Origin of the sequence: Mesorhizobium sp. B2-4-2, assembly GCF_006442845.1 — a bacterium.
In the GTDB taxonomy this organism is placed as follows: Bacteria; Pseudomonadota; Alphaproteobacteria; order Rhizobiales; family Rhizobiaceae; genus Mesorhizobium.
The window spans coordinates 85,014-98,944 of record NZ_VFVM01000006.1; the positions used below are offsets into that span (position 1 = coordinate 85,014).

The following is a 13,931-nucleotide window of genomic DNA, read 5'->3' on the forward strand; positions in this document are numbered from 1 at the left end:
TCGCCAGCCGAAAAAGAGAAAAGCCCGACCTTGGCCGCCGGGCTTATCCAAAAATTTGCTCACGAGCCCTGCTGGGAGGTTGCCTAGCTTCTCGGCTTCAGATTCTCCGGATCGTAGAGCGGCTTGTAGCCGACACCAGCGACTTCGACCGGATAGGTCTCGCCGAAATACTCCACCTTCAGCTTGCGGCCCTCTTGGGCATAGGCCCATGGCAGATAGGCGAGCGCGATGTTCTTGCCGATGGTCGGGCCGTAAGCGACCGACGTGGTGAAGGAACGGCGGCCGAGTTCGTCGACCAGCGTCTCTCCGGTCTCGGGGTCCAGCACCGGCATCGTGCCCACCGGATAACGCGCCACACCCTTGGAATCGGTGTTTTCGGTCATCACCAGCGTGCACAGCATCGCCGGCTGGTGCTCGCGGGCGCGGTATTCCAGGTGCTTGGCCTTGCCGCAGAAGTCGTTCTCCTTGACTTTCGGGCGGGCAAGATCGGCCTCGAGCAGGTTGTACTCGGTGAGCAGATCGGCATTCTGCAAACGCAGGCTCTTTTCCATGCGCCGCGTATTGGCATAGGTCTCGACGCCGAACGGCATGACGCCGGTCGAGCGCAGCGCGTCCCAGACGGCCAGGCCGTCCTCGTAGCGCATGTGCAGTTCCCATCCCTGTTCGCCGACATAGGAGATGCGGAAGGCGGTGACGTCCTTGCCGGCGATCCGGATCGGCTTGATCGCGGCGAACGGGAAATTCTCCAGCGCAAGGCCCTCGGGATCCTCGACCACCTTTTGCAGGGTTGCTCGCGCGTTCGGGCCCCAGATGCCGATGGTGACGTATTTTTCCGTCACATCGGTGATGGTGACATCGAAACCTTTATCCTGCGCGGTGCGGCGCATGTACTGGAAGTCGCGCGGGCCGGCGTCCGCGCCATCGATCAAACGGCAGCGGTCGGCCATGCGGATGACCGTGAAGTCGGCGCGCACCATGCCTTCCTCGTCGAGGAAGTGGGTGTAGATGCCCTTGCCGATATTGTTGTCGCCGCCGATCTTGGCCGCGCACAGCCACTCCAGCAGCGCGACGTGGTCGGGTCCCTCGATGTCATACATCGAAAAGTGCGACAGGTTGACGATGCCGCAGTCTTCGCTCATCGCCAGATGCTCGGCATTGGACACGCGCCAGAAATGGCGGTTGTCCCATTCGTTCTCGCGCACCGGCACCCGGTTGGCGTATTTCTCCAGAAGATGCTCGTTGGCGGCATAGCCGTGCGCGCGCTCCCAGCCGCCCAGCTCCATGAAATAGCCGCCGAGTTCCTTCTCGCGCTCCCAGAACGGCGAGCGCCTGATATTGCGGCCCTTGGAGAAGGGCTCGCGCGGATGCACGGCGGGATTGTAGACCTTCATCGCCGTCTCGGTGCAGCGATCCCAGATGAACTGCTCCTTGGTCTGGTGCGGATAGAAGCGCGCATAGTCGATCGCGTGATGGTCGATCGAGGTGCGGCCGTCCGTCATCCAGTCGGCGATGAGCTTGCCCATGCCGGGGCCGTCCTTGACCCAGATGGCGACGGCATACCACAGCCCCCTCACCTTCTGGCTCTCGCCCATCGACGGACCGCCATCCGCCGTCACCTGCAGCAGGCCGTTGAAGGAATGGCTTTCGTTGTAGCCGAGTTCGCCCAGGATCGGCGTCAGTTCCATGGCGCGCTCCAGCGGCGCCAGGATCTGCTCCATGTCGAGGTCGCGCTGCGAAGGCGAAAGCCGGGCCTGGTCCTTCTCGAGCAGGTCGCGCGGATGGCAAAGGCGTGGATTGGTCTCTTCGTAGTAACCCCACTCGATCTGCCCGCCCTCGGCGGTCTTGGGATCACCGGTGTCGCGCATATAGGCGGAATTGCCCTGGTCGCGCAGCAGCGGCCAGCCGATCTCCTTGCCCGTGCCGGCGAACTCGTTGTAGGGGCCGAAGAAGGTGAGCGGATGGTCGATCGGCATGACGGGCAGGTCCTCACCCACCATCTCGGCGATCAGCCGGCCCCAGATGCCGGCGCAGACGATGACGTAGTCGGCCTCGATGGTGCCGCGGTCAGTCACCACGGCGCTGATGCGGCCGTCCTTGACGACGAGCGACCGGGCCGGCGTGTTGGCGAAGGATTTGAGCTTGCCCGAGGCTTCCGCCTGGTCGACGAGCTTGCCGGCGACCGTCTGCGAGCGCGGGATGACCAGGCCGGCGTCGGGATCCCACAGGCCGCCCTGCACCATTGCCTCTTCGATGAGCGGGAATTTCTCCTTGATCTCGGCCGGTTCGATCAGCCGGGCGCGCGTTCCAAAAGCCTTGGCCGAAGCGATCTTGCGCTTGATTTCGTCCATGCGGCCGTCATCGCCGACGCGCGCGACTTCGAGGCCGCCGATGCGCGCGTAATGGCCCATCTTCTCGTAGAAATCGATGGAGTAGAGCGTCGTCCAGCAGGACAGGAAATCGTGGCTGGTGGTGTAGCAGAAGTCGGAAGCGTGCGCCGTCGAGCCGATGTCGGTCGGGATGCCTGATTTGTCGACACCGACAATGTCGTCCCAGCCGCGTTCGATCAGGTGATGGGCGATCGACGCGCCGACAATGCCACCCAGGCCGATGATGACGACCTTCGCCTTGTTCGGAAACTCTGCCATTGCCCGCGACTCCAGGTGCTGTTGCGGGCGGCGTCGGCGCCCGTCTGATCGGCGCACAATATGCAGACGACGATGAGCGCGCTACCGCCTGTTTGCGACACGCCGCGAATGCGTCGCGACCCGATTTGGATCAGGAAAATCGCTGCCGTCAGGCGAAGGCCCAGATGTCCTCGGCCTGGAAACCGACCTGGTAGCCGGCGGTCTTGAGCTTGACCACGACCTGGCCGATCTCCGGAGCGGGCAGTGCGCCGACCTCGACCTTGATCATGCCCGGACGGTAGCGTTGGAGATCGAGTTGCTCGAAGACCATCCAGTCTGCGCCCTCGCAATCGACGAGGAAGGCGTCGATATGGCTGATGCCGTTGCGGTCGAGCAATGTCTGCAAGGTCTCGGACGGCACTTCGATGTCCCTGAGATAGGGCGCGAATTTGTTGAAATTCACGTCATCCTCGCCCCAGGCATTCTTGCCCGACATCAGGTTGGTGTCGGTAACCGAGGAGCAGCCGATGAACTCGATCGGCAGCGTGCCGGCCTCGAGCGCGGCGGCATCGAAGGTGTGGACGGTGATCGTCCCCCTTGTTTTCGTGGCGGCAACCGGCTCGATGATGAACCGGTTGGTATCGGGATAGTTGGCGCGCAGGCGCTTCTGGTTATAGGGGATCGGCTCGACCAGCAGGGCACGGGCGCCTGGAATGCGATGCAGCCAGGGCGTGACGTCGTCGAACAGCGCGCCGTCGCAGGCGCCGACATTGACCATCTGGAAGGGCCGCCTTGTCCCGCCGAGGCGCGCTTTCAATGCCGCCCCGGCCAGGAATTTCGTGCCGCGCAGCGACGGCCCCCGGTCGAGCAAACCGGCCGGAAGGCCAAGCGACAGCGCGATGCGCGTCAGGCTGGACAGCGAACTCATGGCGTGTCTCCGGGAATGACATGCAAGACCGCGCGGTGCTGGTCACGGGCGACTGTCGCCCACAGCGCCATGAAAGGGGTGGCCAGCAACAGGAATGGCGGAACCAGATGCGGGAAATAGATGCGCGTGTCGTGGATCGGGAAGACGGTGAATTTAGCCAGCGCGCCGAGCACGAGCGCGGCGAACAGAATGCCGGCGCGTCGGTCGAGCCGGAAGCCGGCACGGCCGACCGCGTACCAGCCGGCCAGCGCCAGCACCGAGACGCCGACCCAGCTGTTCAGGTTGACGGCGCGCAGCAGCGATGCGGCAAATGCCTTGAGATAGGCAACGACGGAGAACGGCGGCTCGAACCCGTCCATATTGTAGTGCTGCTCGACGCTGGAGAACCACAGATGCGGCCACCAGCCAGGATGATGCGCCCAGTGCGAGATGGCGAAATAGGCGACGAAGGACGCCGCAAAACCGACCAGCGCACCCCATGCCTGCTGCCGGAAGGCGATGAGCAGAACGGCGAAAACGGCAAGAAAGACAATATTGTCCGGCCGCACCATGAACGCGAGGAAGAGCAGGATCGCCGTCGCCGCCTCGCGGCCCCTGACATAGGCGTAAAGCCCGCCGAGCAGCAGCGCCGAAGTCAGCAGATCCGGCGTCGAGGCGCGCGCCGCATCGCCGAAATCGGCCATGATCAGCACCGCGCCGATCACCGGCGCCAAAGCCAATGCTTTTTCCGAGCGCAGCCAGAGCAGCGTGATCGCGCCGAACAGCAGCACCGAGGCTACCTGCACCAGCCGCATCGCCTCGACCGGCGACATCGCCGCGCTCAGCGTCGACAGGATCTCGGCGTAGAGGAACTTGATCCGGTACATGCCGAGCAGCGAATGGAAGTCGGCGGCATTCTCCGCCATGTGGCTGCGGAAGCCGCCGCCATCGTCGGTCAGCGTCTTGTAGTCACCTGCCGAGACCCCGGCCTTGACGGTGTTGTAGGCATAGTCATGCAGCGCCTGCGCATCGGGGTATGTGCCTTCCTCTGATATGGCGAGATAGGGCAGCATGTCCCAATTGGCATCGGGCATCACCCAGGCCGTCAGCGCCGTCAAAAGGATGTAGAACGCGAAAGCCGCCGCGCCGATGGGTGCCGCCAGCCGCGCATAGGTCCCCTCGCCCCACGCCAGGCCGGCCGCTGTGAGCCGGTCGAGCGGGTTTTGCGGAGTGGGCGACTTGGTCAGCATCGTCGTGGTGCTCAACGAACCTGGCTTTTGACGAAATCCTTCACGATTCCCACAATGCCGCGCGACAAAAGGCTGTCGAAAGCGTCGACAAACCGGTCGACATGCTCGCGCTGGCAGATCAGCGGCGGCTCGAGCCGGATGACGTTGCGGTTGTACTCGGTGAAGGCGACCAACACGTCATAGTCACGCAGCAGCAGCGCGCCGATAAAGCCCGACAGCGAACCCTTCAGCTTGTCGTCAAGCACGCTGACCACCGGCCGCAACACGGTCGGCAATGTCTGCGAGAAATCATGGAACTCGAGCCCGATCATGAGCCCCTTACCGCGGACGTCCTTGATGATCTTGGGGTATTTGTCCTTCAGTGCCTGGAGGCGCTGCAAAAGGTACTCGCCGGTAGCGGCGGCATTGTCGATCAGGCCCTCGTCATAGAGAACGTTGAGCGCTTCGATCGAGGTGACGCAGGCCTCGCCCATGCCGCCAAAAGTCGCCATGGCATGGATCATCGCCGTCTTCGGCGTGCCGTAGGCCTTCATATAGATCTCGCGCCTGGCGACCATCGCGCCGACCGCCGCCTTGCCGCCGCCGAGCGACTTGGCGAGCGCCGTCACGTCGGGAACGACGCCATAATGTTCGAAAGCATAGAAGCGGCCGGAGCGGCCATAGCCGCACTGCACTTCGTCGGCCACCCACAGCACACCGTATTGATCGCACAATGCGCGCAGCTTCTGCCAATATTCCGCGGGCGCCTGGATGATGCCGCCGCCGCCCTGGATGGTTTCCAGCACGATGACGCCGATCTCGGGATCGGCGCGGAATGCGCGCTCGACCGCTTCGATGTCGGCGAACGGAATCCGGACCGCATTGTCCGCCACCTTGAAATCGGCGCGGTAGAGCTGGCCGTCGGTGATCGCCAGCACACCCTTGGTCTTGCCGTGGAAGGAATTCTCGGCATAGACGATTTTCGGCCGCTTCGGGCCGGCGGCACGCTCGGCGAGTTTTACCGCCGCTTCCATCGCTTCCGAGCCGGACGAGCCCAGAAACACCATGTCGAGATCGCCGGGCGAACATTTGGCGATGTTGTGGGCCAACGCGGCCGCATATTGCGACATGAAGGCGATGGCGATCTCCTGGCGCTTCTCCTCCTGGAATTTCTTGCGCGCTTCGAGGATGCGCGGATGGTTGTGGCCGAAGGCCAGCGAACCGAAGCCGCCGAAGAAATCCAGGATCTTGCGGCCGTTCTGGTCGATGTAGAACATGCCCTCGGCGCGCTCGATCTTGATCTTGTGGAAGCCGAGCAGCTTCATGAAATGCAGCTGGCCCGGGTTGAGATGCGCCTTGAACAGGTCGGTCATCGCAGCGACGTCCATCGCCTTGGCCTGCTCGACGCTGATCAGGTCAGGCTTGGCGATGGTGGCTGGCGACAGCGCCGGCGCGCTGACCATGGTGCGCGCGCTCGCCTGATCGGGCTTGGCCATGACGGTCATTTTCAATCTCCTGTCCGCGCGCAGGATCGGGGATCGTGCGCAGATGAAACTGTTGGCGGGCTGCTATTCGGCGGGCACATGTTTGGCGGCGACGGCGTGGCCGGCCTTCCTGGCGCGGTATTCGCTGTAGGCGGCGATCAGCATGTCCTCGTCGCGATGTTGCGGCACCCAGCCGAGCTGGCGTCCCGCTTTAGAGACGTCGAGCACGCACTCCTCGTCGGCGATCAGATATTGCTCCGGATCCATGATCGGCAGGTTCATGAGGTCGAGCAGATCGAGCGTGCGCTTCACCGCCCAGCCCGGCGTCGGAATCAGGATCGATTTCGAACCGGCATGCCTGATCAGGTCGCCGAGCAATTTCCTGACCGGCGGCGGGTTGAGCGAACCCAGATTATAGACCTCGTTCGGTACGCCGGCTTTCCAGGCCGCGCGGGCAGCTTCCGCACAATCGAAAACAGAAATGAACTGGTATGGATTCCGGCCCGAGCCGATCATCGGCACCGGAAGGTTCCAGTCGATCAGCTTGAACAGTTTTTCAAGGATGCCGAGCCGGCCGGGACCGATGATCAGGCGCGGACGAAACAGCGAGATCGACATGCCGCGCTTGCGCCATTCGGCGGCCAGTTCCTCGGTCATCTGCTTCGACCAGCCATATTCGCCGAGCGGCGCGACCGGATGTTCCTCGGTCATCGGGAAGGTGACCGTATGGCCGTAGATCATGTCGGTCGTGTAATGCACGAGCCGGGGCGCGCCGGCCTTGTCCATCGCCTGCATGATATGCTCGGTGCCATGGAAATTGACCGGAAAGAAGAAATCGTGCCGCTTGGCGCGCACCTGGATCGGCGACAGCATCTTTGCCGACAGATTGTAGATCATGTCGTCGGCCTTCAGCCCAACCGCCGCCACCGATGCGGGATCGGTCACGTCGCAATGGATGAAGCCGACGTTGCGATAATGCGCCAGGTCGCTCTTGACGATGTCGGCGACGACAACCTCCTCGCCATCCGCCACGAGCTTCGGGGCAAGGTGGCGACCGACAAAGCCGTCGCCGCCGAAAATCACATGTCTCATCGAACGATCTCGCTGGTGCCGATCTTGTCGGAGGTGATGGAAACGGTCTGCTCGTCATGCCCGTGGTCACCCAGGTCTCGGCCGCTTTGGGCGATTAGCACTGTGCCCACGCAGATGCAGCCGATACCTGCGATGCGCCAGCCATTGAGGTCCTCGCGAAAGACGAAATAGGCGAAGACCGCGACGGCGACATAGGCGAGGCTAAGGAACGGATAGGCAAAGGAAAGCTCGACCTTGGACAGCACGTAGAGATGCGAGGCCATGGAAATGACGAAGGTGCACAGGCCGAGGAACACCCAGGGGCTGAAGACGATCTGCAACAGCCTGATAAGCGGGTTGGCGCCTTCGAACGAGATCGGCCCAAGCGACATCATGCCTTGCTTCAGCATCAGCTGCGCGGCCGCATTCGTCATGACCGTAAAGAGAATGAAGACGATATATTTCATGTCAGCTCACCCACCCGTGACGCCTTCTATTACAAACCCGAAAAGATTTCGTGAACTCACAAGGACGTTTTGAGTAAATCTTCTCGTTAACCGATCGCTAACCACGATCCATTTCAATTTTATCTATTCCGCGGCCTCGGCACCCCGTCTTCGCAGGTCGATGTTTTTGGCTGTGCGCGCCCAGAAGCCGGACATGAAGGCCGGGTCGCGCTGCGCCTCCAGCCGTGACCACTCCGGAAAGGACGCGGCGAAGGTCGCGGCGCTCATACGCGCATCCTTGTAGGGGTTGACTGCCCCGCCGGCTCCGATGGCGATGCGGTCGAGTTCGTCCAGCAACGCCAGGGTCGCGGCTCCCCTGTTGGGGAAATCCAGCGTCAGCGTGTAGCCAGGTCGCGGGAAGGAGAGCAGCGCCGGGGATCGGACGCCGCCGAAGCGTTTCAGAACAGTGAGGAACGAGCTCTGCCCGGCCCGCCTGGCAGCCGCGAGCAGCATCGGCACCGCTTCACGCGCGGCTTCTTCCGGCACAACGCTCTGGTGCTGGAACAGCCCGTTCGGACCGTAAAGCCGGTTCCAATCGCGCACGCCGTCCAGCGGGAAGAAGAAGCCCTGGTAACCGACCTGGCGCGGCGCGGCAGAGCGGCCCTTCCTCCATCGGTAGGCCGCATTGAAGGCGCTCAGGAACGGTCGGCTGAGCACATTGAACGGCGGCTGGAACGGCACCGCGAAATTGCCGCCGGCGCGCGCGGCGGTATGCGAGCCATGCTCGGCGTGATTGCCCGTGAACAGCAGGCCGCGCCCGCTGCGCCTGCCGCCGGCGAGCTGATCGATCCAGGCGACCGCATATTCATTGGCCTGGTCCGCCGCCTCGGCCAGCTCGAAAAATTCGCCCAGGTCGCGAAACGGCGTCACCTTCTCGATGATGTCGAGGGAATGCACCCGCATCAACCGGATCGAGGCCGACAGGATCAGGCCTGTCAGCCCCATGCCGCCGATCGTCGCCCGGAACAACCGCGGATTGTCTGTCGCGGAGCAGCGGTAGGTCCTTCCATCGGACCGCAGCAGCGTGAAACTTTCGACATGGCAGCCGAACGTGCCGCGCCGGTGATGATTCTTGCCGTGGACGTCGTTGGCAATGGCGCCGCCGAGCGTGACGAACTGCGTGCCCGGAACGACTGCCGGGAAGAAGCCGTAGGGCGCGGCGTGGGCAATGATGTCGGACAGAAGCACGCCCGTATCCGCTTCGAGAAGGCCGGTCTCGGCATTGAAGGCGCGGATGCGGTTCAGCGGCCGCATGTCGACGACGGCACCGGCCTCGTTCTGGCAGGAATCGCCGTAGGATCTGCCATTGCCATAGGCAAGCAGCGAGGCGTGCCTGGCCTGACCGCCCTTCAGCAGCACGATAGCGTCATCGATGCCGATGGCGCGCGGTGCGGGCGGCGTCGCGCGCCCGAAGCTGTCGAAGCGCTCGCCGGCCATGTCTACCAGCCCCCGATCACCAGCAGCACGGCGCCGATCAGCACCACGATCTGGCTGCGCCAGTCGCGGATGATGAACACGACCGGATCGTCATGCATCTCATCGCGACGCGCCAGGATCCAGACCCGCATGGTGAGATAAAGCACGATCGGCGGCAGCGGCCAGATCAGCCAGGGATGCGGGTAGAGCTCACGCACTGCAACACTATCCATGTAGAGCGCCAGCACCAGTGCCGAGGAGAAGGCCGAAGCCATGCCGGCCTGAGCGACGATCTCCTGGTCCTCGGTGCGATATCCGCGCCCGGCAATGCGCTCGCCGGGTGGAATGGCCGTGGTGCGCAATTCGACGAAGCGCTTCACCAGCGCCAGCGACAGGAAGAAGAAGATCGAGAAGGCGAGCAGCCAGAACGAGACCTCGACGCCGGTCGCGGCCGCGCCCGCCAGAACGCGGATCGTGTAGAGGCCGGCCAGCGTCAGCACGTCGACCAGCAGCATGCGCTTGAATGACAGCGAATAAGCCGTGGTGACAGCCATGTAGCCGCCGAGCACGGCGAGGAATTCGGGCGACAGAAACAGCCCTGTGCCGATGCCGATCGCCAGCAGCACCGCGATCGCGCCGATCCCGAACGGGATAGAGAGCGCGCCGCTGGCGAATGGCCTGTTACGCTTGGTGGCATGCTTGCGGTCAAGCGCCAGGTCGAAGAAGTCGTTGAGGATATAGATGGCCGACGCCACCGCGCTGAACGAGATGAACGCCAGCACGCACTCCCAGATCATGCCGGCGTTGAAATATTCGTGCGACAGCACCATCGGCACCGCGATCAGCGAATTCTTCAGCCACTGATGCACGCGCAGCATTTTGACGATGGTCCGCAATGTCGGTTTCGGCGCCGACATGGTTTCGGCGCCATGCGCAGCCTGCCAGCGCGCGGCGTGGCGATCCGGCGCCACCACGATCGCGCTGCGTGCCGCATCGAAAACCTTGAGATCATGGCGGCTGTTGCCGGCATAATCGAAGCCGCCATCGCCATAGGCCGCAACAAGCGAGGCACGCTTCTTGCCGGAAGTCAGATTGTCGACCCCGTCCGTCGCCAGCACCCGGTCGAAGACACCGAGGTGGCGAGCGATGGCGTCGGCGAATTTGCGCGGCGTGCCTGTCGCCAGCACGATCTTGCGGCCTTCGGCATGCTCGGCCCGTATGCGGTCGAGCAATGGCGCGCGGTAAGGCAGCGACGCGGGATCGATATCGACGCGCTGGGCGATGGCCTGCTTCAGCCGGGCCGGCCCGGCGGCGGCCCAGAAAGGCACGAGGAAAATGTAGAGCGGGTTCTTCTTGAGAAGGATGAACAGTCCTTCCCATAGCAGGTCGGTCGCGATCAGCGTGCCGTCGAGATCGACCGCAAGCGGTATTGCGTTTCCGTCGGACCGCGCGTCCATGTCGTCCTGCCCTGCCTCGAACCCGTCGCGCCGTTTGTCGGCGTCTTCACAAGACGTATAGCGGGGAGACGGCGTAACGAACGTTAAAACGCCGGGTTGTGGGCGGCTGTCACCGCGGTATTTCCCGTGTCATTGTTAAACAACCGCTACCGGAAACAATAAAAGGCCGGGCAAATGTCCGGCCTCTCAAGAGATGTGGACAAAAATTACTTGATGCGGGCGATGCCGCCCGAGATCTCGACCGTTTCCGAGCCGGTCAGGGCTTCGAGATCGCCATTGGGCAAGGTGACGAAGCAGCCATTCGGGCAGAATTCCACGGTTTCGCCGGCGGCCAGCGCCAGGTCGGTCTTGCTGCCGCCTTCCGTCACGATCAGCGTGCGGGTCTCGGCGTCCTTGTTGACCGCGCTGGCGGAATGGGCCGACCCGCTCACGGCGAGCAAGGCGACGGCAGCGACGAGAGACTTCCACATGTGCAATATCGGTGTTCCCACCGCCTCTGTTGCATTTCGCAAGGCATTCTCGCCTTTGCATGGGAGCTTATATGAGATGGAAGCTGAACCGCAACTGAATGCCGCATTCATGCCGCAATTGGTTTGATGGCCTGAACCTTACGACCGCCGATCTAATCCGGATCAGGCTTCTTCGCCTTGCGTCCTGATCTGGAGAGACGTTTGGCCTCGGCCGCGGCTTCCGCCTTTGCTCGTTCCTGTTCGGCGAAGTCGGCCTCGATCTTGTCGTCGTCGGTCGGCCAGGCCTTGACATGCTTGGGCTCGACGACCGCGCGTGGCGTCGAGGGTATCTCGATATGCTGATCGCTGAATGTTTCCAGCACGGTGAAGCGGATGTCGTTCTGCACGATATTGCCGTTCATCACATCCGCCAGGAACAGGCGGATCTCGAATTCCAGCGCGGCAGGCCCGAAATTGGAAAACAGCACGAACGGTTCGGGGTTCTTCAGCACCAGCGGATGACCGCGGGCGATCTCGAGCAGCACTGCGTGCACCTGCTTGACGTCGCTGCCATAGGCGACGCCGACCTTGATGTCGATGCGGCCGAGTTTGTTGCGGTGCGTCCAATTGCCGACGGCGTTGTTGATCAGGTTCGAATTGGGCAGGATCACCGACTGCCGCTGGAAGGTCTCGATCTCGGTGGCGCGCACGCTGATCTTCTTGACGGTGCCGCTGATGTCGCCGGCGACGATCCAGTCGCCGACCTTGAACGGCCGCTCGGCCAGCAGGATCAGGCCCGAGACGAAGTTCGACACCACGTTCTGAAGGCCAAAGCCGATGCCGAGGGAAAGCGCGCCGGCGACCAGCGCCAGGCTGGACAGGTCGATGCCCGCCGCCGAGATGCCGATCAGTGCCGCAAGTGCCACGCCGGCATAGCCGACGGCCAGCCGGATCGAGTTGCGCACCCCCGTGTCGACCTTGCCGCGCGCCATCACCGAACCGTCGAGCCAGCCCTGGAACCAGCGCGTCAGGAAATAGCCGATGATGAAGACGACGATGCCCGACAGGATGCCGGTGACCGAAATCGTCACCGAACCGATATTAATCCCGGTCGCCAGTTTGTACGCCCAGGCCTGGATGTCGCCCGGTTGGAAGCCCCACATCAACAGGATCAGCGGCAGGAAGACCAGCACGATCATCACGTTGATGGCCACGCTGACGACAAGGCCGAGCTGGTCGAGCGCGGTGTCCTCGTAGCTGGAATTGACCGACAGCCAGCGCCCGACCGACGTATTGGCGAAGGCGCCCTCGTCGCCGATCGCCTGTGCCGACAGGAAGCCGATATAAGCGGTGACGAGCGCCGTGCCGGTGACCACCACCTGCAGCGACACGAACAGCGCAAGGCCGATATAGCCAAGCAAGGCGGCTATGATGGTGAAGAGCCCCAGAGCCAGCGCCAGGTAGCGCAGCCATGCCGGCCAAGGCCGCCAGCTGCCGTCACGGGCCTTGAACGGCCGCAGCATCGCCATCAGGATCAGGATGATGCCGACGACGATGGTGGCCACGAAACTGCGCGCGATCGTCAGCGACAGCGGCGATCCCATCTTGTCGTTGATGACGGACAGGAAGGTGTTGACGCTGATGACCACGGCCATGGCGGTAGTCAGGCGCACCAGCCAGCGCGCCGGGCCGGATTCGACCGGGATCAGGCGCCAGTTCGGCAGCCTCGGCTCGAGCGCCGCATTGGCCAGCCGATTGACGCAGAACACCACCCCGATGACCGTCGCCAGCGCGTTGAGGAAAAGGCCAATGTCGCCGCGCAAAACGTTGTAATAGTTGAAAAAGAAAATCGTCGACCCAAGAAAGGCGCCGACTGCCAGCGTCGGCAGCAATGTCGACCAGAAGGCCACCGACAGGCGGCTGAGATAGGACGGGTCCTCATTGGACGGATCGGCTTCGAACACCCGTCCAAACAACCGCCTGCCGCCGACCAGAAGCACCAAGGCCAGCCCGAGCGCCACGAAGGTTGCCGCCAGAATGGCCTGGAACTTGAACCTGAAGGCGAAGCTCAGCCAGGACGAGACCGCCTTGTAGAAATTGCCGAACTCGTCGCGGGCGTCGGAAAAGACCTGTGGGCTCAGCGCATCCGACAGCACATAGCGCTTGGTCAGGAGATTGCGGAAAAGCGCGCTGCGCATGTTGCCGATCTTGTCGATCATCCCGCTGATGCGGATCGACAGCGTCTGCGCCTGCGCGATGACCGCGTTGATCTCGGCCTTTTCGGAGACCAGCGCCTGGCGCTCGGTGCTGACGATGTCGGGTTCCGGCGGCTGGCCTGCGGCGGGTGCCGGGCCAAGCTGCTCGAGCCGGCTGTTGATCTCGCTAAGGCGGGTGCGGAAGGCCAGCGCGCTGTTCAGCGATTGCCGCGACAGTTCCTCGAGTTGCAGGCGGATATCGACGAGAGTGGCGTCGTCGTCGCCGTCCTGCTGGATCTTCTTGTCGAAATTATCGGTCTTGGTCGTCAGGTCCTGAAGGATTTTCTGCTGGTCGGCGACCAGTCCGGCAGGCGCCTGGCCAAGCCCTTGCGCCGACGCATCGAACGAAAGCGGCGCCGAAACGACAAGCGCGAACATCAAGACGAGACGAAGCAATTTGAAAAACATGATTTGTTGGCGACTCAAGGCGGCAATGGCAATTGAATTTGCCTGTCCTTGATAAAGACGGCCATATCATGGGGCAAGCCGTCGCATCCGACCGCCAGGGCTCCGAACTCGGGGCAACAAAGACC

General features: G+C 63.0%; 10 protein-coding genes. All 10 read right to left on the minus strand.

The window, feature by feature from the left end; all coding sequences use genetic code 11:
* Positions 1-83: 83 nt before the first annotated feature.
* The 10 genes from FJ942_RS15450 to FJ942_RS15495 all read right to left on the minus strand — a co-directional run bounded on the left by FJ942_RS15450 (position 84) and on the right by FJ942_RS15495 (position 13,806).
* Entirely contained in the window at positions 84-2,645 is a 2,562-nt protein-coding gene (locus FJ942_RS15450) for an FAD-dependent oxidoreductase (protein ID WP_140898121.1), read from the minus strand.
* A 148-nt stretch (positions 2,646-2,793) separates the two neighbouring features.
* Positions 2,794-3,552, minus strand: coding sequence for an FkbM family methyltransferase (locus FJ942_RS15455; protein ID WP_140898123.1), 759 nt, complete (start codon positions 3,550-3,552; stop codon positions 2,794-2,796).
* Entirely contained in the window at positions 3,549-4,781 is a 1,233-nt protein-coding gene (locus tag FJ942_RS15460) for a DUF2029 domain-containing protein (RefSeq protein WP_140898267.1), read from the minus strand. The genes FJ942_RS15455 and FJ942_RS15460 overlap by 4 nt, the downstream gene beginning before the upstream one ends.
* 11 nt (positions 4,782-4,792) lie before the next feature.
* Complete coding sequence (locus FJ942_RS15465; RefSeq protein WP_181173456.1) at positions 4,793-6,223, minus strand: aspartate aminotransferase family protein; 1,431 nt, start codon at positions 6,221-6,223, stop codon at positions 4,793-4,795.
* Positions 6,224-6,328: 105 nt separating this feature from the next.
* Positions 6,329-7,336 (minus strand): NAD(P)-dependent oxidoreductase, encoded by a 1,008-nt coding sequence (locus FJ942_RS15470; protein ID WP_140670265.1) that lies wholly within the window; start codon positions 7,334-7,336, stop codon positions 6,329-6,331.
* A complete protein-coding gene (locus FJ942_RS15475) occupies positions 7,333-7,782 on the minus strand; it encodes an EamA family transporter (protein ID WP_140521117.1) in 450 nt (149 codons plus the stop codon). The genes FJ942_RS15470 and FJ942_RS15475 overlap by 4 nt, the downstream gene beginning before the upstream one ends.
* Positions 7,783-7,905: 123 nt before the next feature.
* Positions 7,906-9,258: an FAD-binding oxidoreductase gene (locus FJ942_RS15480; RefSeq protein WP_140656982.1), complete on the minus strand. Its 1,353-nt coding sequence runs from the start codon at positions 9,256-9,258 to the stop codon at positions 7,906-7,908.
* A gap of 2 nt (positions 9,259-9,260) precedes the next feature.
* Positions 9,261-10,694 (minus strand): UbiA family prenyltransferase, encoded by a 1,434-nt coding sequence (locus FJ942_RS15485; protein ID WP_140898125.1) that lies wholly within the window; start codon positions 10,692-10,694, stop codon positions 9,261-9,263.
* A 206-nt stretch (positions 10,695-10,900) separates the two neighbouring features.
* Positions 10,901-11,164 carry a hypothetical protein gene (locus FJ942_RS15490; protein ID WP_140495629.1) on the minus strand — a complete coding sequence of 88 codons (264 nt, stop codon included), beginning with the start codon at positions 11,162-11,164 and terminating at the stop codon, positions 10,901-10,903.
* 152 nt (positions 11,165-11,316) lie between these two features.
* Complete coding sequence (locus FJ942_RS15495; protein ID WP_140564164.1) at positions 11,317-13,806, minus strand: mechanosensitive ion channel family protein; 2,490 nt, start codon at positions 13,804-13,806, stop codon at positions 11,317-11,319.
* Positions 13,807-13,931 lie beyond the last annotated feature (125 nt).